Below are 20,580 nucleotides of genomic sequence, written 5' to 3'. Positions count from 1 at the left end.
ATAAGACCTTTCTCAAGCGATGGTGTTGACGAGACCGCCCTCGGCACGCAGAGCAGCACCGTTCGTGGCTGATGAACGGGGGCTGGCGAGATAGGCGACGAGATTTGCGACCTCTTGCGCCTCCACCATGCGCTGCAGGATCGAAGCCGAGCGAGCCGTGGCAAAGAATTCGGCCTCGATCTGCTTGATTGGTGCAGATGGATCGCTTGCCTGGCTGCGCAGGAAAGTCTCGATACCTTCCGAGCGCGTCGGTCCCGGGAGTACGGAATTGACCGTGACATTGGTGGCGCGGGTCAGTTGCGCCAGTCCACGGGAAACCGAGAGCTGCGCTGTCTTGGTGGTCGCGTAGTGGATCATGTCCTGGGGAATGGCGAGCCCCGATTCACTCGAGATGAAGATGATGCGGCCCCAATTGCGTTCCAGCATGCCAGGAAGATAGGCCCGTGACAGGCGCACGCCGCTCATGACATTGACTTCGAACAGGTGGCTCCAGTCAGCATCCGTGATGTCGCCGAACGCCTTGCTCTCGTAGATGCCGAGATTATTGACGAGGATATCGACCGAAGGTTCGACCTTGGCGATGATCGCAGCACCCTCGGCGCTGGCGGCGTCTGCAAGAACCCCGATGATCTCCGATCCGCCCGATGCCTTGACGGCCGCGATCGCACTGTCGAGCTTGGCGCGGTTGCGTCCTGTGATGATGACGCGCGCGCCTTCTACGGCAAGCGTTCGCGCGATTTCCAGGCCGATGCCAGCCGAAGCGCCCGTAACGAGGGCTGTTTTTGCGGTGAGTTTCAGATCCATGTCGTTTCTCCAGATTGTTGCTGGAAACAATCTATGATTAAGCAACGCGAGCAACTATTGCCTTAAAAAGACATGCACTTGTGATTGAGGATCATCAATGCCCCGTATTTTGATGGAGCGCTCGGGCGAGATGGAAGTGTTCGCTCGCGTCGTACAAGACGGCGGATTCTCCGCCGCCGCCCGTAACCTCGACATCACCCCATCGGCCGTCAGCAAATTGATCGCACGCCTGGAAGCCAGGCTTGGCACGCGTCTTCTGGTGCGGACAACCCGCGCTCTGACACTAACGGAAGAGGGCGAGGCGTATCACCATGCGGCACTGAGGATTCTCCAGGAGCTGAACGATGCGGATCAGGAGGCGGCCGGAGGAGCGGTTCGCGGTCGGCTGAGAATCAACACGACGATACCCTTCGGAGCAATGTTCGTGGCACCGGCCATGCCGGATTTCATAGCACGCAATCCCGATCTGATCGTTGACCTCAGTTTCACCGACGGCATTGTCGATCTGGTCGCTGAGAAAACCGATGTCGCCATCCGGATGGGAAATCTGCCAGATAGCGGCCTGATCGCACGCAAGCTTGGTCAAAGCCGGCGGGTGGTCTGCGCGTCACCCGAATACTTGGCGCGCCGGGGTTCACCACAAACACCTGCAGATCTCGAACAGCACGACTGCCTGACATTCAATTTTCGGCGCGCAAGGCCGTCCTGGCCGTTTCGTTGCGGCGGCCAGGACATCGCCCAACCAGTCAAGGGCAGCATCGTCGTGAACAACGGTGAGACGATGAAGCAGATGGCCCTGGCCGGCGCCGGCATTGCCCGGGTGGGTCTGTTTCATGTGGCGGAGGAGATTTCGACGGGGCGGCTTGTTCCACTGCTCCAAGAGCATAATCCGGGAGATCTGGAACTGGTTCACGCCGTTTACGTCGGAGGAGGACCCCTGCCCCACCGTGTTCGAGCCTATATCGAATATATGGTCGTCACCTTGAGTGAATCACCCCTCTTGCAGGGGAATGCCTGACCACAGCGGTGGAGGAAAAAGCGAACTCCAAACGGCTCGCTTTTCCTCTTCGATCAATCACGGTATTGCGGCTCTTGACGGTCGAGAACGCGCCGGATGCTTTCCAGATGCATCCGGGCACTTTCCGGGTCCCCTTCGCGCATCTGCTGTGCCGCCTGGGCGGCGACCTCCGGCGAAACCGGCAGGAGGCGGCGACCAGTGCTCATCGCCTTCAACTGAACCTCGGAGGCACGCTCGAGATAGTAGAGGTCGTCCCAAGCCTCGGCGATGTTCGGCGCACACACCATCACCCCGTGGTTTTTCATGAACAAGATATCCTTGTCTCCAAGGACAGAGGCGATCCTGTCGCCTTCGCTTTCATCCAGAGCCAGGCCGTTGTAGGCTTCGTCGACCGCCACGCGGCCGTAGAATTTGAGCGCCGTCTGGCCCGCCCAGACCAGTGGCTCGCCTTCCACCATGCTGAGCGCGGTCGCATTCGGCATATGTGTGTGGAAGGCCGCTCCCACCCGTGGCACCATCTTGTGCAGGCGCGCATGGATGAAGAAGGCGGTCGCTTCGGGAACGCCATCGCCGGCAACGACGTTGCCCTCGAAGTCGCAGATCAGCAATGACGAGGCATTCGCCTCCTGAAAGGCCCAGCCTAAGCGATTCACGATGAAAAGGTCCGGATGGCCTGGCACAATGGCGGAAAAATGGTTGCAGATCCCCTCCTCGAGGCCGAGTCGCGCCGCCATCCTCAGGCACGCGGCGAGATCCACCCTTGCCTGCCAGATCTCGTCCGTGTCCAGCGACACATTGCGCCGGAGCGCCGGCTGTCCCTTCGCAATATTCAGTTCGTGAGCCATCTCTGTCTCCCTGGCGATGCGTTACATCCAGCCGGCCGCCGCGAGCACGGCCGGGACCTTGTCGAGCGTCGGGACGATTTCATTCGGTTGATAATCCGCGAGCGGTTTTCGGTCCGTCCCGCGATCGACCCAAACCGTACGAAAGCGCAGTTCGCGCGCCGCGGCAAGGTCGAGATGCGGACTGGCACAGATATGCAACAGATCGTTGATGCCGACGCCGAGACTGTTCCAGGCGTAGTGGAAGATCTTTGCAGTCGGCTTGTAGGCCCTCGCCTCTTCGGCAGTAATGACACGGTCGACGTGCCCCCCAAGCTGGGCGACATTGCCGGCAATGATCGCATCATCCGTATTTGAGATGATCGCCAGGCGAAAATCAGCAGCTTTCAGAGTCTCGAGCGTCGCGACGACTTCCGGAAATGGAGGCATCTTGCCGATCGAGGATGTCAGGAGCTCGGCGTCTTCAGGTTCGAAGCTTAGGCCGAATTCGCCCATCGCCTTTTCCAGCGCCAGAGCGCTCACCTGTTTGAAGGAACGGTGCGGGCGCTCTTCTTCCAGCGCATGCTCGTGGCGGTCGTAGGCGCCGATGAAGGCCCGCTGGTCGATGTCGCCGCCTTTGGAAAACAGGATCCTGTCCATAGCCGCGAGCAACCCCTCGTCCCACTGGATCAGGGTTCCGTAGCAATCGAATGTCAGCCAGGTGGGCCGGGTGCCGGGAAGTGTCATGGCGATCGTCTCCTTCAATGCCGGCAGATTGACAAAGGAAGATGTCATTGAGAAATTAAATGTCTCCATCACCTTCATTGGAAAAGCAAATGAGCTTCGGTTTCGATCTCGATCTTCTCAGAACCTTCGCAGCCGTCGTCGATTCGGGCGGTTTCACCAAGGCCGCCGAGCGCATTCACCTGACACAATCGACCGTCAGCCAGCAGGTGAAGAAGCTCGAGACCAATATCGGGCAGGCGCTTCTGCTGCGCGACAAATCGACGGGCAGCGTGCAGACAACGGAGGCCGGCGAACTGCTTTTAAGCTATGCCCGCAGGCTGCTTGCCACTGCCGAGGAAGCCATGGAGGTGATGCGCAAGCCTGCCGCGCCGAAGACTGTTCGCCTCGGGGTGCCTGAGGATTTCGCCGGCCGGCGGCTGATCGACCTGCTGTGCGGATTTTCGGCCGCCTCGCCGCATATCCGACTCGATACGGTGAGCGGCTGGAGCACGGAGCTTCGCCGTCTGTTAGACGCGGGTGAGATCGATCTTGCGCTGATCAAGCGCGAACCGGGTGATGGGGCGTGCCTGGCGAGCTGGAAAGAAGAGCTGATCTGGGTGGAGAGCGCGGCCCGTGCTGTTGAGATGGATCCAGTGCCACTTGCGGTCTTTCCCGTAGGCTGTATCTACCGGGATCGCGCCATACGGGCGATCGAGCGCAGCGGCCGTCGCTGGAGGATCGCCTATACAAGCCAAGGTCTGATGGGTGTGCAGGCGGCTGTTGCTTCCGGCCTCGGGATCAGTCTCCTGCCTTCCGACGCGGTGCTTGCCGAACATCGGCAACTCGGAGCAGTGGATGGTTTCGAGGACCAGCCCGCATCCGAGATGGCCTTGGTCAAGGGCCGCGCAGGCTTGTCCAACGAAGCCAAATACCTTGGGCGTTTTCTGGCAGATAACCTGGCTTAACGTCCGCAAGATAGTTTGCATGTAGAGGAAGATCTCTTGTCGCGGCAGTAGCTTTGTTATGCCGTCCACGTGCCAACGGCTCGTTCAGCCAGGCTGAATGGCTCCGGAGGCGAAAGGATATCCATGGAGGGCACCGGCGGTAGTAGCGGAGGCACGAAGCCCTTACCATTACGAAGAGCTCGTGGCCTCAGGCGACATAGCGTTCGGCCCAAATTCGATCTGCATCGACGATGGGATGCCTACGAACCGATCTTCAAAAAGGGTTTAGCAGCGCAATTTCCCGCTTTCCGCCGGCACGATCCCGATCTCCAGATCTATGGCCGCGTCCCTCAAGGCTGAACGTCCTTGTCCGATCTCTGCACAAGGCTAGCCCTTGTCCCCGGCGCAGCGCTCGTCACTAAGGCACTCAGACCCGCGACATAGAGAAAAACGAATGCCTCGTTGGCGCCAAACGCGACGTTGAGCCAAACCAACGCCTTCGCGCCGTCGAGTTCTACGGCAAGCTTCGTTTTGGTCGCATTGGGGCTTGATCTAGGTTCGCAGCGGCCTTCTTCAGACAGTCGAGATAATGGTCCCGGTTTGCAAGGCCGTCGTCGCGCGGCGTCACGAGGCAGAGGGTTGCGGCTGCATGGCCTTCTTCGCCCCGCACCGGTACGGCAAAACAGTGGGTGAAGCTGTCGACGATGCTGTTGAACGTGAAGAGACCTTCACGCTCGGCCTGGCGCACCTCGGCGATGAAGCTTTGTGGATCGAGCCACTCGCCAGTTGGCAGACGGAAATCCTGCGGCGGAATGAAGTTCAGGATTTCCTGATCCGACAGGTGCGCGACAAGTAGGCGGCCCGACGCCGTCCACGGGATCGGCACCGACTGCCCGACATCCGTCGAAATGCGGAATGGGCGTGCGCCTTCGCGCATGCGAACAACCGTGTATTTGTTTCCATCCAGCATGCAAAACTGCGCTGTTTCCCGCGTCTCGTCGGCAAGCAGTTCCAACGCCGCCTCGCATTCGCGGGTAAAATCAAAATGGTTCTCATAGGCTGCGCCGAGGAAATACAGCTTGCGGCCGAGATAGACACGCCCTTCGCCGCCGGTGAATTCCAGAATGCCATTCTGAAGCAGCAGGTTGACGAGCTCGTAGACCGACGAGCGCGGCGCGCCGATTTGCGCGGCAATTTCGTTCGGCTTCAGGGCCTGCCGTTTCTGGCGCAGGAACTCGAGGATCTCGAAGGCGCGGTCGAGTCCTCGGGCTCGTTTGCCGGCTGCTACGTCCTGAACTGCATCCATTGTTGTCGGTCTCTCTTTTTTCGGCCCGAGCTTTTCAGACCGTCTGTCTCATCTGTCAATCGATCCCGTCATCCATCGCTCATGAAATTTTCCGAGCCCTCTTGCGAGGTAAAAAAATCGGCATAAGATCACCTCGTCCGGTATATAGATCATATGTACGGTATATTGGACAAAGACAATGGGCAAGCCGTGAACGCTGCCGCACAAAAAAGGGGATCGACATGAAGAATCTTGAAAATGGCATTTCCGCTTCGCTATGCCGCCGACTTCTTGCGGGTGCTGCCGCCGCCGCGGCACTCCTCGTCTTTTCAGCCGGCACGGCCTCAGCCGCCGCCAATTGCATCAAGGGCGACAGGAAGGCGCCCTACACGGTCGGCTGGGCGAACATCTACTCGGTACCGACCTGGATGAAGCAGACCGAAGGCACCATCACGGCTGAAGTGGAGGAGCTGAAGAAGGCTGGCCTCGTGAAGGAGCTGATGATTACGGACGCGCAGGGCAACGCCCAGACGCAGATCCAGCATATCCAGTCGATGATCGATGCCAATGTCGACGCCATCGTCGTGATCGCCGGTTCCTCCAACGCGCTCGACCGCGTCATCTCCGATGCCTGCGACAAGGGCATCGCCATCGTGAATTTCGACAGCCTCGTCAACACTGACAAGGTGACTGCGAAAATCAATACCGATTCCAATGAATGGGGCGCGACCGCTGCCAAGTGGATGGTCAGCCAGCTCGGCGGCAAGGGCAAGATCATCATCATGAACGGTCCGGCCGGCATTTCGGTGAGCGACGACCGCCGCAAGGGCGCCCAGCCGATCCTCGATGCCAATCCCGGTCTACAGGTGATCACCGAGACGAACACGGAATATAACGTCGCTCCGGCACAGGAAGCGATGACCAGCCTGCTCTTTGCCAATCCCGAAATCGACGGCGTACTGTCGCTCGGCGGCGCGCTATCGGCCGGCTCCGTCCTCGCCTTCGAGCGCCAGGGCCGCGACCAGGTGCCGACAACAGGCGAAAACGCGCGGCAGTTCCTGGAGCTCTGGAAGGAGAAGGGACTGAAGAGCTGGGCGACCATGCAACCCAACTGGCTCGGCGCGCTTTCCGTTTACACGGCTGTCCAGGCGCTGGAAGGCAAGGACGTTCCGGCCTTCGTCAAGGTGCCGCTGCCTGTCATCGACGAGAGCACGATCGGCAGCTACCTCGCACGGGCCGACAAGTTCCCGGCTGACGGCTATATCTACTCGGACTACGACAAGGTGCTCTTCGACAAGCTTCTTGCCAAGTAATCCGCGCTGAGGGAAGCCGCCATGACGGAAAAAAGGCCCCTGCTGGAAGCCCGGCAGGTGTTCAGGGGATTTTTCGGCAATCCCGTTTTGAAGGGCGTCGACATCGCCCTTCTGCCGGGCAGGGTTCACGCCTTGCTCGGCGAAAACGGCGCCGGAAAGTCCACACTGATCAATCTCCTGTCCGGGGCTCTCCAGCCGGACGGTGGTTCCATCCTCGTCGAGGGCAAGTCCGTCGGGCGCTTCAGCCCGGCGGATGCGCGCGCAGCGGGTATCGCCGTAGTTCAGCAGGAGCTGAGCCTCACGGCCAGTCTCTCGATTGCCGAAAACGTCGGTCTCGGCGCGTTTCCGCGCCGGTTCGGTCTCATCGATTACAGAGCGCTTCATCACGGCGTCCGGGATGTCTGCGACATGGTGGGGCTCACCGAGCCGCTCGACATGCCGGTCGCCGATCTCGCGCTTGGCCGCCGTCAGATGGTGGAAGTCGCCAAGGCGCTGTTCCGAAAGCCGCGCGTGCTGATCCTCGACGAGCCGACTTCATCGCTCTCCGCTCACGAAGCCGGCATCCTTGCCCGTCTGATCGAGACGCTGAGGGACCGCGGCACGGCACTTCTTTATATTTCCCACCGCCTCAATGAGGTGCAGGCGCTCTGCTCGCATGTCACGGTGCTGAAGGACGGCGTGGTCACCGCGGACCAGTCGCTGTCTGGCATCGACGGCGAAGGCCTGGTGCGCCTCATGGTCGGCCGCGAGACCGGCGACCTGTTCCCGCCCCGCCTGGCCGCAGCACCCGGCGCGATGCGCATCCGTGTTGAAGGCTTTTCCGCCGGCGTGGTGCGTGACGTCGGCTTCTGCGCCCGCGCTGGCGAGATCGTCGGCATCGGCGGGCTCGTGGGACAAGGGCAGGAAGACCTGCTGCTCGGCCTCTACGGCGCGATTCCGGCCGCGGCTTCCAGAGCGGAGGTTTCAGGCAATTCCGGCCTGCCCGCCAATGTCGGCGTGGCAAATGCCGCGGGCATCGTCTATGTCCCTGCCGACCGCAAGCACGAGGGGCTGGTGATGCCCCATTCCATCGCATCCAATCTCATCCTTCCCTCGCTTGGACGGCTCGCCGGCAAGGGGCTGCGCGACCGGCAGGCGGAAAACGGCCTCGTCGCCGATCTCGCGCTCCGACTGAAGATCAAGGGCGATACGGACCGCCAGGTGCAGGCGCTTTCCGGCGGCAATCAGCAGAAGGTGGCGCTCGCGAAATGGCTGCCGCTCGATCCCTCCGTACTGCTCCTTAACGATCCGACGCGCGGCGTCGACATCGAGACCAAGCGAGAAATCTATCTCATGCTGCGTGCCTTCGCCGCGGAGGGGCGGCTCGTCATTCTGGCCAGTTCCGATACGCCGGAGCTCGTGCATCTCTGTGATCGTGTCGTGGTTCTGCGCGAGGGGTGTGTCGCGGCGGTACTGTCGAACGATGAAATCACCGAAGGAGCGATCGTCGGCGCGGCCATGGGCATCACCACCACGACGCAGGGAGAGGCTGCCTGATGAGCGCAAGTTCCCCAATGCGGCTCTACGGCTCGATCCAACTCCGCCGCAACCGCGGTCTGGCCGGCCTCTATCTGGTTGTCGCCGCCTTTCTCATCCTCTATGCGATGCTCTTTCCTGGCATCCTTTCCATTGGCGGCTTCTCCAAGTTCACGCAGAACTGGTTCCCGCTCGCGCTCGTCACCATGGCGCAGGCGCTGCTGATGCTGAACGGCGGCATCACACTGGCGATCGGCCCGCTCGTGAGCCTCGGAGCCGTGATCGCCGCAACGACGATGGAAGGAGCGCTCGGCGTGCCAGGCGGCATTCTTGCGGTCGCACTCGCCGGTCTTTCGATCGGCGCCGTCATCGGCGCCATCGTGACGCATTTGAGGTTGCCTGCAATCATCGTCACGCTTGCCGGCTCCTTCATCATCGGCGGGGTCGCGCTCATCCTGCTGCCGAGGCCGGGCGGGTTCATCCCCGATTGGCTGTCCACGACGCTGGCCGGTCACACACCCGTCGCCTTTGTGCTGCTCGTCGTCATCCTGGCGCTCTGGAAGGCCTTTCTCGCAACGCCGCTCGGCCTCGGCATCTACGCGGCCGGCGACAATCCGGTCGGCGCATTCCGCTCCGGCGTCCCGGTCGAGCGTGTGAAGGTCGTCGCCTTCGCGCTGTCCGGTCTTCTCGCGGCACTGACCGGTCTCTTCGTCGCTGCGCAGACCGGCTCGGGCGATCCTGTTATCGGCACGCCCTTCACGCTGAACTCGATCGCCGCCGCCGTGCTCGGCGGAGTGGGTTTTCTTGGCGGCAAGGGCACGATGCGTGGCGCGATCTGTGGCAGCCTGCTGCTCTCGGTCATGATCAACGTCATGTTCTTCCTAGGCTTCCCGCCGGTCGCGCAATATGTCGCGCAGGGTCTGATCATCGTTGGCGCGGTCGCTGTGCCGGAACTTCTCGCTCAATGGAAGGCAAGGCGATGAACACGATCAGGTCCGCGTTCCGCAATCCGCCGTTCCTGACCCTCCTACTGGTCGCACTCGTCTGGATCGTCGCAAGCTTCACGCTGCGTGGTTTCGGCGCCTATGGCCACCTGCGCTACCTGCTCGAACTCGCCGCGGTGATCGGCATTGCGGCTGCCGGGCAGACGCTCGTCATCCTTATGGGCGGCATCGATCTTTCCGTCGGCGCTGTCATCACTGTCACGGCGATCCTGCTGCCGCTTTTTTCGCCGGCCTGGGACCCGACCGGCCTCGTCGGTATCGCGGTGGCCCTAGCCATCGCCACCGGCATAGGCCTCATGAACGGCGCGGGCGCTGCCTATCTTCGCGTGCCGCCGATCATCATGACGCTTGCCATGGCGACCTTCCTGCAGGGCTTGCTCGTCATTGTCGCCGGCGGCAGCGCGGTCACCGTCAGCAATCCGGCGGTCATTCTGCTCGGGCAGGCGCGGCCGCTCGGCATTCCGGCCGGCATCATCCTGTGGCTCGTAGTCTCAATCGCCATTCTCCTGCTCGTCCACCGCATGCCGATCGGCGCGCGTTTCCTGGCACTTGGGGCGAATCCGCTGGCTGCCCGGCTTTCCGGCGTCAGCGTCACCCGCAACACGCTGATGGTCCATACCCTGTCGGGTTTTTTCGCAGGGCTTGCGGGCATTCTCGTGCTGGGCATGAACCGGCAAGGCTATGTCGGTATCGGCGACCCCTATCTGCTGACGTCGATCGCCGCCGTCGTGCTCGGCGGCACCTCCATCCTTGGCGGCCGCGGCACCTATGCCGGGACCATTCCGGGGGCAATCCTGCTCGTCACGACGACGGCGCTGATCACTGTGGTCAACGCCTCCCCCGGCTGGCGGTCGATCATGTTCGGCACGCTGATCCTTGCGCTTCTGCTCGTATCCGGCCGCGAGGCGCGCAGATGACGAGGCGCTATGACGGGCCGGTGGTCGATCCGCACCATCATCTCTGGGACCTTGGGCTGCAACGTCATCCCTGGCTACAGAAGGCGCGAGCGTCCGGGGAGGATATGGTCTTCGGCAGCTTCGCGCCGATCTTGCGCGACTACGGCGTCGACGATTATCGCGCCGACGCCGCGCGCCAGAACGTCGTTGCAACGGTGCATGTGGAGGCCGGCTGGTCCGATGCGCACCCGCTGGAAGAAAGCCGCTGGCTGGATGGCCTCGACCGCAGCTCCGGCGTCGCGCATCGCTATATCGCGCGTGTTCCTCTCGACGGGCCGGATGCCATACGCTTGCTCAGGGCCGAAGCGGCAAATCCGAATGTCGTCGGCATCCGTGATATCGTCAGCTGGCATCCGGAAGCGGCGAAGAGCTTCGCCTCGCGCCCGAACCGGATGGGCGATCCCTCCTGGCGGGCGGGGCTTGCCGAAGCCACGCGGCTCGGGCTGGCCTTCGATCTGATGCTTTTTCCCTGGCAGATGAGCGAGGCGCTCGAGCTCGTGCAGGATTTTCCGGAAACGCTTTTCGTGCTCAACCACGGCGGAAGCCCCACTGATCGGAGCGAGGACGGCATGGCGCGCTGGCGCCGCGGCCTGCAGGCGATCGGTAGCGAGCCGAACGTGCGCCTGAAGATTTCCGACCTCGTCGCCTACGACAGCGAATGGACGCTCGAAAGCCTGCGGCCGGTGATCGAGCATTGCCTCGATTGTTTCGGCCCGGCGCGCTCCATGTTCGCGAGCGACTTTCCAGTCGCGGGCCTGCACGCCTCTTTCGACGAGGTCTATCAGGTTTTCCGCACGGTCGTCTCGCAGCTGTCTCTCGAGGAGCAGCGCGACCTGTTCTTTGCCACTGCCAATGACACCTATCGCCTCGGCATCGCCGAACCGGTCGAGATCAGGAGCGGCTACCATGTCTGACCTTCATACCGCGGAAAACGCGTTGATCGACGAGCGGGTGCGCGGTTTTCCGCCAGGCAATCCGCCGCTCCCGATTGCTGCAATCGGCAAGCAGGGATGGAAACCCTATGACGGCAGGATGGCCCTGCCGCTGATCTCGCTCGACCGGCAGGCCTTCTCCTGCAATGTCGATCTGATGATGGCCTACGTAAGGAGCCACGGCGCCGAGATTGCTCCGCACGCCAAGACACCGATGTCGACGGCGCTGGCGCACGCTCTTGTGACCGCAGGCGCCTGGGGTACAACGGTCGCCGACATCCGCCAGGCCGCCGTCCTGCTCAAGGCGGGACAGCGCCGCCTGATCCTCGCCAACGAGATCGGCGGGGCCGCCGCTGCTCGCCGGCTTGCGGCCATGCTCGCCGATTATCCCGATGCGGAACTGCATGTCTTCGTGGATTCGACAACCCTCGTCGATGCACTTCGCTCAGCCTGGCAGCAGCGTGCGGATCTGCCGCCCCTCGGCCTGCTGGTGGAGTTCGGCGCCGGCCGCGCCGGTGCTCGCAACGCCGTCGTCGCCGAGGCAATCCTCTACGCAATACTTGCGGTGGAGACACCGACGTTCGGGCTGACCGGCATCGCCGCCTATGAAGGTGCGGCCGCGACCGCCGATGCAAAAGAGACGATGCTTCGCGTCGACGCGCTGATGGCGATGACAGCGGATTTCCTGCCGAAGTTGCGCGCCCGCATAGGCGACGCGCGGCCGCTCATGGTCACGGCTGGCGGCTCGGTCTATTTCGACGTGGTGGTCGCGCGGCTTGCAACCGCCGTTGCGGCCGATCCCGCCTGCCGGCTCGTTCTGCGTAGCGGCGCGATCTTCTTCCACGATCACGGTATCTACGAGCGTGGCCTTGCCGGCCTCGATGCGCGCGGCGGTTTCCGCATCGGCGACGAGACGTTTTCGGCGGCCGCAGGTTTCCGTCCGGCGCTGCGGGTCTGGGCCGAGGTCTTGTCGCGGCCGGAAGCGCAGCTTGCGATCTGCGGCATGGGCATGCGCGACGTGGCGATGGACCAGGGCCTGCCGCAGCCGTTAGCGCTCTATCGCAATGGCGCCTACCTCGCCGATCTCAGGGGCGCCGAAGTTTTCCGCCTGAACGATCAGCATGCCTTCGTCGCCCTTGCCGACGATAGCGACGTCGCTGTGGGCGACGTCATCGAGTACGGCATCTCGCATCCCTGCACCTGTCTTGACCGGCATGCTATCCTCTACGGCCTCGACCCGGACCATTCGGTGACGGCGGCCTATCTGACCAGCTTCGGCTGACTTCGCCCTCCAAGGGCAAGAAAGGCAAAACCCGCCCATGATGCAGCGTTATCAGATGGTCCGCGTACGAGCCAAACCGTCAGCTAAGTGGGTCTCGTCTATCTTGCCGGCCAGGTCGCAGAAAGTCGAAAGGCGCACATTGAGGTCCAGACCCGCGATGTGCTCTGCAAGATCGACGTCCTGTTGAAGGAAGCCGGTATGGACCGCTCGCGCCTCATAGCCGTCACCGTCTTCCTGCCGGCTCGCGCCTGCGTCGAGGTAGCCTCGCCGATCCCGATCTGCGCATCGAATGACCACGCTCGCCGACCTCTGACGGGATTATAACCGTCCACACTGGAGACATCATGCATAGTGGCCTCGTCAATCCGATCGACTTTTCGCGCGAGGGCCGGCAGGCCGGCCACCTCGCCATTCCCTATTCGATCGACCGCTCGCCCTATTATCAGATCCGCATTCCTGTCCTTCGCCTGAAGAATGGCGCGGGACCGTCTTTGCTGCTGATGGCCGGCAACCACGGCGACGAGTATGAGGGCGAACTCCAACTCGGCCGGTTGATGCGCCTGTTGGAGGTAAAGGGACTTCGTGGCGCCGTCACCGTCCTGCCGATGGCGAACCTGCCGGCGGTGATGGCGGGCAAGCGCTGCTCGCCTTTTGACGGCGGCAACCTCAATCGGGCGTTTCCCGGCGATCCCACCGGGTCACCGACGGCGCGCCTCGCTCATTTCCTCGAACACGAGCTCTTTCCCCGCCATGACGTCGTGCTCGACCTGCATTCGGGCGGCACATCCATGGCGCACCTACCCTGTGCGCTGATCGAGCGGCAGGCGGATGGCGCCCGCTTCGAGCGGTCCGTCTCGCTGCTGCGGGCGATCGGCGCATCGCATGCCTTCATTGCCGACAACGGGCCAACCGCCCCGACATCGATGGGGGCTGCCGGGCGGGCGGGAACCGTCGGTCTTTCCGGCGAGTTCGGCGGGGGCGGAACCGTGACGCCTGAGACAATGGCCTTCACGGCGGCGGCGATCGACCGGCTGCTCGTGACACTCGGCATCATCGAGCGTCCGGTCTTGTCGCGCGTGCCGCTCCCCGAACCGGGATCATTGCAGCTGCTTTCACTGTCCCGGCACAGCCAGGGCATCTATGCGAACCGCAGAGGCTGGTTCGAGCCGGCCGCGGCACTTGGCGCCACCGTTTCCGCCGGCGAACTTGCCGGATGGTATCATGACCTGGAACGCCTGGAGCAGCCGGAGGAAGAGCTGCGCTTCGTCGAAAGCGGCATTGTCATTTCCCACAGGCTGCATTGCGACAGCCAGGCCGGCGACTGCCTGATCCAGGTCGCTGAACCCATCGCATCCTGAGGAGAGCGTCCTGAGCGCTAATCCGCTTAAGTGATGACGTCGACCGCTGCCTTGACCCAGTCGAGACGCTTTGCCGGTATGAGGCCGTAGTTGTAGAAGTTCACGCCGTCAGCGCCGGCATCGACGGAGGCTCTGGCGCGTGCGGCCAGGACCGCAGGCTCTCCGACCTCGGGATAGAAGACGCGCAGGCCCACCCCGAGGAACTTTCCCGGTCCGATTGCCGCCCGTCCGGTCCGAATGACATCGCCGATGACACCCGGAACCATGTCGTAGCAGCAGAGGATGACCCCGTCGCAGAGCTTGCCGATGGCTGCAAGATCGACGCCGCCGAGCCAGCCGTCCTTCAGGTCGATGAGCACGATGCGGGTCGCCGGATCGGCGGCCGCCATGATCTCGCCGATCAGACTGGTTACCGGTTCGCTGCGCCAGGCAAGATAGCCGTGCAGATCCGGATAGTCGCGAAAGGCATCGATGCCGGCTGCCGGGAAGTCAGGGAACTGCCGTTCCGGAACAACCCGTTCGCACAGTTCCGCGATGAAGCGCACGACCGATCTGCGCGCGCCTTCGACCGGCACGCCCGCCTTCGTGGCGCGCGCCGTGCAATGGTCGCAGAAGCAAAGTGACAGTAGGAAATCGTCTTCGGCGTTCAAGCCGACACCATCTTTCTCGTGATGGTATTCATGCGCGAAACCCATGAAGTTCGGACTTTCGAGTTCCACCATATCGGGCTGGTAGTTCGTCGTGATGTCGCGCACGAGGGTGACAACATAGGCGCGCGCCGCCGGGCTGGAGGGGCAAAGGTTGTAATAGTTGGGATTGCCAAAGGCATTCCGCGTCACGTGATCGGGATGCAGCATGCCCAGACGGGTATTGTGGAGGCAGACCGTCCAGCAGGAGACCTTGAGACCCGTCGTGTCGCGTCCCCTGACGAGTGCGTCCAGCATATCACCGCGCTCATCTACATTCCTGGCCATCAGCGGCCGGATCACCTTGCCCTGCCATAGGCTTTCATCAGGCCGGAAGTAGACCGTCCCGTCCTCGGGGAAATAGGCCTTTTGCAGCGGGCTCCGTGGCTGAAGGAACCGGCCAGCATGATAGGAGGTCGCCAGGCTGACCGCTGTGAGGCCCGCACGGTCGCGAAGGTCGGCGACAAGTGCTGCGAGCCCCTGGTCCTGGACATCCCACGGGTAAGCCCACATGGAAAGATGCATGCGTACTCCCTTCAAATCTGTCCGTTTTATAGAACACGTGACCATTATAGTGTCCAGCCTTCATGAACACCGAGAGAAGATTGGGACACACGGAGAAGGACCGCTGGGGCTGAAATTCAGGGAAGGTTCTGTATTCGCGGGCTAACCGACCCAACCGATGACGACAAATATCAAATGAGAGAAACAGCTCCCTTGAAGCTGTAGTCGAGTCTCGTGCACGCAAGATCGCGGGATGCGAGCTCCATGAGATCGCGATCCGGTTCCACCATCGCCTGGTCGCGATTCACCCATTTCCGAACGGAAATGGTCGTCATGCGCGCCTGGCGGCTGATGTTCTGATTGAGCGGCTTGGCGGCAAGCCTTTCAGCTGGGGCGGTGGCAGTCTGGCCAACGTCGGCCAACTGCGTGCACGTTATGTCGCAGCACTACGTGCGGCGGACAATCATGACATCGGACCGATGCTGGGAATTCGCACGCAGCCGAGTCGAGAGAGGGGTCACGTTACACAGAATTATTTCCGCTCTGCGGGAGAGTGGCGCCTTGAACGGATATGAACTTGGCGACGCCCAAGCAGATCAACTCGGTGTCTGATAGACCGAGCCTGTCGGCACGACGGATATTTTCGTGACTTGCCTGGGGGAGTGCCGAGGTGTCTTTCTCAAGTAATTCGATGCCCTACGCCGATAAACCAGCTATCGACGACGAGGCCCTTGGCCTTCAGCACGGGTTCCAGCTTGCTGACCTCGATGACCGATTTCCCCTCCTTGTAGGCGGCGATATAGCCGGCTTCGGCATCTTCGCGGGCCTGTGAGAGTCTTGCTGCTTCCTGTGCTTCCTGCCTGCGCACGACCACCAGTCCGTCGGCATCGCCGACCATGATGTCGCCGGGATTGATGGTTTCGCCGCCGACGATGATCGGATCGTTCACAGCCGCAATGGTTTCCTTCACCGTTCCCTTGATGCAGACACTGAGCGAGAATACGGGAAAACCGAGCTCCCGCAGCTGCAGCGTGTCGCGCACGCCGGTGTCGGTGACGAGGCCGCCGATACCCTTTGCAAGGCAGGCATTGGCAAGAACATCGCCGAAGGAGCCGGCCTCCTCGTATTCGCCGGCCGATACGACGATAATATCGCCGGGTTTCGCATAGTTGATAGCGAGCTGCAGCATGATGTTATCGCGCGGTGCGCATTTCACCGTAAAGGCCGGACCGCACAGCTTCATGCGGTAGTCCACGGGCTTGAGGCGGGAGGAAAGCGCGCCGCGGCGACCCTGGGCCTCGTGGATCGTCGCCGGCGAAAATCTGGAAATCGCATCGATATCGGCTTTATCAGGCCGTTCAGTGATATCTTTTATATGGATCATGGATGCCTCACATCTTTGATCGACGGCGCACATGCCCCGTCGTCTGATTCTTTGGAAATCGTCGCTGGATGACGTCGAGGCCGATCGGCCTATGGGATCGGGTCGAACTTCAACTCGGAGAGCGGCAGGACCTTATCGGTGCGGGTCATCTTGTATTCGGTGTTCGGGCCGAGCCACTTGTCCCAGATCTTGTTGATCTCGCCTGACCCGTCGAGCTTGTGCAGGATTTCGTTGATCTTGACCGTGAGCGCCGGCTGATCCTTGGCCATGCCGATGCCGATCGGCTGATACAGCATCGGCTCCTCGATCATCCGCATTTCCTTGCCCCTGCTCTTCGATTCATTGACGAACTTGGTCGTCGTCATCGTGTTGGCCACCATGCCGCGCGCCTTGCCCTGCTGGACCGCGAGATAGGCAGAGGCGGTATCCTGGAATGTCAGCGGATCGGACTTGTTGAGCTTGATGGACATTTCCGAAGTCGAGCCCTTGGTCGAAGCGATGCGCTGGCCTGCGTAATCGGCCTTGTTCTTGCCTAGGTCGTCCGCCGGGACGATCAGCATTTCCTTGGCGAGATAGTAGGGATCGCTGAACTGGATCTGCTCGGCGCGGCTCAGCGTATAGGCAAGGTTGGCGACCGTGATGTCGACGCGGCCAAGCTTGACCTCGGGCACGCGCGCCTCCACCGAAACTGGCTTGATTTCAGCTTTGACGCCCATTTCCCTGGCGATGGCACCGCAGAGGTCGACATCGAAACCGGTCATTTCACGGGTCTTCGGATCAGGCGAAGCGAAGGGAGGAACGTCGGCGAAGGTCGCGCAGCGCAGGGTCTTCGAAGACATGATGGTGTCGAGCTGATCGGCGTGCGCGGGCACGGCCGCGGCCGCGGCCAAGCCGGAAAATGCGACGGTGAGGCTCAGGCATTTCCAGTTCATTGCTGTTCTCCTTTGTTTTTGGTCGTTGGTAATCAGTGCCTGAGATCAGCGAGGAAACGCTGAGCCCGAGGGTGGCGTGGATTGCTGAAGAAGTCTTCAGGGGTCGCCATTTCGATGATCTGACCGGCGTCGATGAACCAGATCCGATCCGCGACCTCGCGTGCGAAACCCATCTCATGAGTGACGCAGAGCATGGTCATGCCCTCCTTGGCCAGGCTCTTCATGACGGCGAGCACCTCACCAACCATTTCAGGATCGAGCGCGCTCGTCGGCTCGTCGAACAGCATCACCGGCGGTTCCATGGCAAGAGCGCGCGCGATCGCCACCCGCTGCTGCTGGCCGCCCGACAGCTGGCCGGGATAGGCGCTGGCCTTGTCGGCAAGGCCGACCCGGTCGAGGAGCTTGAGGGCCTTTTCGTGGGCGACATCAGGCGTAACGCCCTTCACCCTGATCGGCGACATCGACACGTTCTCAGTGACCGAAAGATGCGGAAAAAGATTGAAGTTCTGGAATACGAAGCCGATCCGGCTGCGCATTACGTTGAGCTCCTTCGCCCGCATTGAGGCGTGAATGTTCTGCCCGTCGAGCGTGATCGATCCGCTGTTGATCTCTTCCAGGCGATTGATCGTGCGGATCAGCGTTGATTTTCCTGAACCTGATGGACCGCAGATGACGACCACCTCGCCGCGTGCGACCTGCGCATCGATGTCCTTCAGGACCGGATAGTCGCCATAGCTCTTGCAGACCTGCAAAAGCCGGATTGTCTGCGATTCCTGTGCTGAAACTGACATGATCATAGCTGCTCCGATACGATTTTCGATGGCGCGACGAGGGGGGCGGCGGGGACGCTGAGCAGTCCCGCACGTCGCCGCGTAATGCGCCGCTCGAGGCGATTTGCGAAGTAGGTTAGGGTCCAGCAGATGACGAAGTAGACGATCGCCAGGAGGAGGAAGACCTGGAAAGGTTGCGTCAGGAGCTGGTTGTTGACCTGGCTTGCCGCAAAGGTGAGGTCCGGCACGTTGATCACATAGCCGAGTGTGGTGTCCTTGATCGTCGAGACGAAGGTGGAGATGATGCTGGGGATCATGTTGTAGAGTGCTTGCGGCAGGATGATGCAGCGCATCGCGCCGATATAGCTGTGACCAAGCGCACGTGCTGCATCCATCTGGCCTGGTCCCAGCGCGACGATACCGGCCCGGACGACTTCGCTGAGGAATGCGCTTTGATAGACCACCAGCGTCGTCAGCATCGTGACGAAACTCGGCACATCGGCGCCCGTCAGCAGCGGCACCAGGAAATAGCTCCACAGGATGAGCATCAGGAGCGGCACGCCTCGGGTGAAATAAACAAGGGCAGTGGCCGGCCAGCGAAGCAGCGGAGATTTGGAGAGCCGCGCCAGTGCGAACAGGATGCTCGCCGGAAAGGCGAGAGCGATGCTGAGTGCGGAAAGGATCAGCGTGTTGGCGAGCCCGCCTAGCGGCCCGTTCGGATATTGGCCAATCAAAAGCAGCAGCCAGTAGTCGCGGATGATGGCGATCATGTCCTCGATCATGCGCGCGCCCTCCACGCAGGATCCGCGCGCATCGACACATAGGCGCCGATGCTCATGATCACGAGCGAGAAGGACAGGTAGAGAACCGTGCCGATCAAATAGATTTCGAAGGTTCGGAAGCTGAGGTTATCGATCTCCTTGACGGCGTGCGTCAATTCCGACGCGCCGATGACGACGGCGAGGCTGCTGTTCTTGAACAGGGAAACGCTGTGATTGACGAGCGGCGGCAAAGCATTGCGCACCCCCTGCGGTATGATGACGAAACGCATCGCCGAGACGTAGCCATGGCCGAGGGCGCGGGCGGCCTGCATCTGGCCGTCACCGACCGACCGCACGCCCGAACGGAGATCTTCGCTGAAATAGGCCGCCTGGCAGAGCCCGAGCCCGATCACCGCAAAGATCGCCTCTGCATTATGGCCTGCAAGCCATGTCGCCATGCCGCTTGGCATCAGCGTGAAGATGCCGAAATACCAGAGCATGAGCTGCACCAGAGTGGGGACGTTTCGATGATAGGAAACGTAAGCGGCGACCAACGGATCGCCGAAGCGAAAGGGCGACAGGCGCACACCCAGCAGCACAAGTGCGAGCGCCATTGCCAGCGACCACGACCCGGCATAGATGATGAAGGTCATCTCGACGCCATGCAGTAGCATGGCGGCATATTCGGGATGCCCCAGGATTGCCGAAAGGTCGAAGCCGATCACGGGGTCGGCTCCCCGGATTGATTCGACTTCGCCTCGGGCTGCGGCTTTGCCGTCTGCAGGCCGCCCATGACCTGCAGCGTCGGCGTGATTTCCATATGTCCGATGTTGACCGCGACTGGAGCTGCGATTGCGAAGGCAATAGCGTCGGCAATATCGGTCGCCTGCGGCAGTTCGAAGCCATCGACGAACCGTTCGCGGACGCTGGGATCGTTGCCATGGACGTGATTGAAGATGTCCGTAGCCACACGGCCGGGGCAGATCTCCGTGACCCGGACACGCTTGCCGAACGCGTCGATGCGCAGCTGGTTAGAGAGCATGCTCACCCCGGCCTTGGTGGCATGATAGGACGAGTTGCCGCCGAAATTATAGGTACCGGCGATCGACGAGATATTGATGACGTGGCCGCGATCCCTCGCCACCATGCCGGGCACGACCAGGCGGCAGAGGTGCAGGACCGCGCGAAGATTGACGTCGATGAGCAGATCGATATCGCTCTCGTCGGCTTCGAGGAATTTCTTCGGTCGGTCGACGCCGGCATTGTTGACGAGAATATCGAATTCTACTCTACCCGCGAGCTCGGCCATCGCGGGACGGTCGGTCACATCGATGACATGAGGGATGCAGCCCGTCCGCGCAGCCAGCATCTGCAGCGCTTGGCCACTGCGGGCAACGGCATGGACCTCGATGTTCTCCTGGCGCAGCCGCTCGACAACGGCTGCACCGATTCCGGACGATGCGCCAGTTACCAGCGCGGTCTTGTAGTCGGAGAATGGCATTGTCGTTCCCCTGTTGTTGATTGAGACAGTAGCGAAGCTTTAACCCCTTGCCTAAGACCGATTATCTCTGGAGCAATAAGCAAC

At 61.7% G+C, this 20,580-nt stretch carries 20 protein-coding genes and 3 pseudogenes; 11 read left to right on the top strand and 12 right to left on the bottom strand.

All coding sequences use genetic code 11. From position 1 onward, the window contains the following. Nucleotides 1-12 precede the first annotated feature (12 nt). Nucleotides 13-804 (bottom strand): SDR family NAD(P)-dependent oxidoreductase, encoded by a 792-nt coding sequence (locus AM571_RS26025; RefSeq protein ID WP_074063927.1) that lies wholly within the window; start codon nucleotides 802-804, stop codon nucleotides 13-15. Between the two features lie 97 nt (nucleotides 805-901). Between AM571_RS26025 and AM571_RS26020 the strand changes: the two genes are divergently transcribed. Beyond that, complete coding sequence (locus tag AM571_RS26020; RefSeq protein ID WP_074063926.1) at nucleotides 902-1,822, top strand: LysR substrate-binding domain-containing protein; 921 nt, start codon at nucleotides 902-904, stop codon at nucleotides 1,820-1,822. A gap of 53 nt (nucleotides 1,823-1,875) precedes the next feature. On the opposite strand, the gene AM571_RS26015 is transcribed toward AM571_RS26020, so the two are convergent. Together AM571_RS26015 and AM571_RS26010 are read right to left on the bottom strand one after the other, a co-directional pair. Further along, the gene (locus AM571_RS26015) at nucleotides 1,876-2,667 is read right to left on the bottom strand and encodes an aldolase (protein WP_074063925.1); all 792 of its coding nucleotides are present in this window, start codon (nucleotides 2,665-2,667) and stop codon (nucleotides 1,876-1,878) included. Between the two features lie 21 nt (nucleotides 2,668-2,688). Further along, on the bottom strand, nucleotides 2,689-3,390 hold the full coding sequence (locus tag AM571_RS26010; protein WP_074065577.1) for a haloacid dehalogenase type II: 702 nt from the start codon (nucleotides 3,388-3,390) through the stop codon (nucleotides 2,689-2,691). Nucleotides 3,391-3,479: 89 nt separating this feature from the next. Between AM571_RS26010 and AM571_RS26005 the strand changes: the two genes are divergently transcribed. Further along, on the top strand, nucleotides 3,480-4,334 hold the full coding sequence (locus tag AM571_RS26005) for a LysR substrate-binding domain-containing protein (RefSeq protein ID WP_074063924.1): 855 nt from the start codon (nucleotides 3,480-3,482) through the stop codon (nucleotides 4,332-4,334). A 190-nt stretch (nucleotides 4,335-4,524) separates the two neighbouring features. Here AM571_RS26005 and AM571_RS37770 read toward each other — a convergent pair. Both AM571_RS37770 and AM571_RS26000 read right to left on the bottom strand, forming a co-directional pair. After that, a pseudogene (locus AM571_RS37770) lies at nucleotides 4,525-4,780 on the bottom strand (LysR family transcriptional regulator); the annotation flags it as partial. Nucleotides 4,781-4,827: 47 nt separating this feature from the next. Beyond that, nucleotides 4,828-5,619 (bottom strand): IclR family transcriptional regulator, encoded by a 792-nt coding sequence (locus AM571_RS26000; RefSeq protein WP_074063923.1) that lies wholly within the window; start codon nucleotides 5,617-5,619, stop codon nucleotides 4,828-4,830. A 221-nt stretch (nucleotides 5,620-5,840) separates the two neighbouring features. On the opposite strand from AM571_RS26000, the gene AM571_RS25995 reads away from it, so the two are divergent. The 8 genes and pseudogenes from AM571_RS25995 (at nucleotide 5,841) to AM571_RS25960 (ending at nucleotide 13,958) form a co-directional block, all read left to right on the top strand. Continuing rightward, on the top strand, nucleotides 5,841-6,911 hold the full coding sequence (locus tag AM571_RS25995; protein WP_074063922.1) for an ABC transporter substrate-binding protein: 1,071 nt from the start codon (nucleotides 5,841-5,843) through the stop codon (nucleotides 6,909-6,911). Nucleotides 6,912-6,932: 21 nt separating this feature from the next. Further along, nucleotides 6,933-8,447, top strand: coding sequence for a sugar ABC transporter ATP-binding protein (locus AM571_RS25990; RefSeq protein ID WP_074063921.1), 1,515 nt, complete (start codon nucleotides 6,933-6,935; stop codon nucleotides 8,445-8,447). After that, nucleotides 8,447-9,409: an ABC transporter permease gene (locus AM571_RS25985; RefSeq protein WP_074063920.1), complete on the top strand. Its 963-nt coding sequence runs from the start codon at nucleotides 8,447-8,449 to the stop codon at nucleotides 9,407-9,409. The genes AM571_RS25990 and AM571_RS25985 overlap by 1 nt, the downstream gene beginning before the upstream one ends. Continuing rightward, nucleotides 9,406-10,347, top strand: coding sequence for an ABC transporter permease (locus AM571_RS25980; protein WP_074065576.1), 942 nt, complete (start codon nucleotides 9,406-9,408; stop codon nucleotides 10,345-10,347). Before AM571_RS25985 ends, AM571_RS25980 begins: the two co-directional genes overlap by 4 nt. Continuing rightward, nucleotides 10,344-11,300, top strand: coding sequence for an amidohydrolase family protein (locus AM571_RS25975; RefSeq protein ID WP_074063919.1), 957 nt, complete (start codon nucleotides 10,344-10,346; stop codon nucleotides 11,298-11,300). Before AM571_RS25980 ends, AM571_RS25975 begins: the two co-directional genes overlap by 4 nt. Then, on the top strand, nucleotides 11,293-12,600 hold the full coding sequence (locus AM571_RS25970) for an alanine racemase (protein ID WP_074063918.1): 1,308 nt from the start codon (nucleotides 11,293-11,295) through the stop codon (nucleotides 12,598-12,600). The genes AM571_RS25975 and AM571_RS25970 overlap by 8 nt, the downstream gene beginning before the upstream one ends. 37 nt (nucleotides 12,601-12,637) lie before the next feature. Then, nucleotides 12,638-12,893: pseudogene (locus AM571_RS25965) on the top strand (Rid family hydrolase). A gap of 51 nt (nucleotides 12,894-12,944) precedes the next feature. Then, complete coding sequence (locus tag AM571_RS25960; protein WP_074063917.1) at nucleotides 12,945-13,958, top strand: succinylglutamate desuccinylase/aspartoacylase family protein; 1,014 nt, start codon at nucleotides 12,945-12,947, stop codon at nucleotides 13,956-13,958. A 26-nt stretch (nucleotides 13,959-13,984) separates the two neighbouring features. On the opposite strand, the gene AM571_RS25955 is transcribed toward AM571_RS25960, so the two are convergent. Next, nucleotides 13,985-15,169: a hypothetical protein gene (locus AM571_RS25955; RefSeq protein ID WP_074063916.1), complete on the bottom strand. Its 1,185-nt coding sequence runs from the start codon at nucleotides 15,167-15,169 to the stop codon at nucleotides 13,985-13,987. Nucleotides 15,170-15,414: 245 nt separating this feature from the next. On the opposite strand from AM571_RS25955, the pseudogene AM571_RS25950 reads away from it, so the two are divergent. Continuing rightward, nucleotides 15,415-15,649, top strand: a pseudogene (locus AM571_RS25950) (mobile mystery protein B); the annotation flags it as partial. Between the two features lie 178 nt (nucleotides 15,650-15,827). Here the strand turns inward: AM571_RS25950 and AM571_RS25945 are convergent. The 6 genes from AM571_RS25945 to AM571_RS25920 all read right to left on the bottom strand — a co-directional run bounded on the left by AM571_RS25945 (nucleotide 15,828) and on the right by AM571_RS25920 (nucleotide 20,496). Further along, a complete protein-coding gene (locus AM571_RS25945) occupies nucleotides 15,828-16,532 on the bottom strand; it encodes a 4-carboxy-4-hydroxy-2-oxoadipate aldolase/oxaloacetate decarboxylase (protein WP_074063915.1) in 705 nt (234 codons plus the stop codon). 89 nt (nucleotides 16,533-16,621) lie between these two features. Beyond that, the gene (locus tag AM571_RS25940; protein WP_074063914.1) at nucleotides 16,622-17,464 is read right to left on the bottom strand and encodes an ABC transporter substrate-binding protein; all 843 of its coding nucleotides are present in this window, start codon (nucleotides 17,462-17,464) and stop codon (nucleotides 16,622-16,624) included. Nucleotides 17,465-17,496: 32 nt separating this feature from the next. Next, nucleotides 17,497-18,261, bottom strand: coding sequence for an amino acid ABC transporter ATP-binding protein (locus AM571_RS25935; protein WP_074063913.1), 765 nt, complete (start codon nucleotides 18,259-18,261; stop codon nucleotides 17,497-17,499). Next, on the bottom strand, nucleotides 18,258-19,016 hold the full coding sequence (locus AM571_RS25930) for an amino acid ABC transporter permease (protein WP_074063912.1): 759 nt from the start codon (nucleotides 19,014-19,016) through the stop codon (nucleotides 18,258-18,260). The genes AM571_RS25935 and AM571_RS25930 overlap by 4 nt, the downstream gene beginning before the upstream one ends. Further along, the gene (locus AM571_RS25925) at nucleotides 19,013-19,720 is read right to left on the bottom strand and encodes an amino acid ABC transporter permease (protein ID WP_074063911.1); all 708 of its coding nucleotides are present in this window, start codon (nucleotides 19,718-19,720) and stop codon (nucleotides 19,013-19,015) included. The genes AM571_RS25930 and AM571_RS25925 overlap by 4 nt, the downstream gene beginning before the upstream one ends. Continuing rightward, nucleotides 19,717-20,496 carry an SDR family oxidoreductase gene (locus AM571_RS25920; RefSeq protein ID WP_074063910.1) on the bottom strand — a complete coding sequence of 260 codons (780 nt, stop codon included), beginning with the start codon at nucleotides 20,494-20,496 and terminating at the stop codon, nucleotides 19,717-19,719. The genes AM571_RS25925 and AM571_RS25920 overlap by 4 nt, the downstream gene beginning before the upstream one ends. Nucleotides 20,497-20,580: the final 84 nt, after the last annotated feature.

The organism is Rhizobium etli 8C-3 (assembly GCF_001908375.1).
Classification (GTDB): domain Bacteria; phylum Pseudomonadota; class Alphaproteobacteria; order Rhizobiales; family Rhizobiaceae; genus Rhizobium; species Rhizobium etli_B.
The sequence above is the reverse complement of the archived record's forward strand: the minus strand, read 5'-3'. Positions and strand labels throughout refer to the sequence as shown.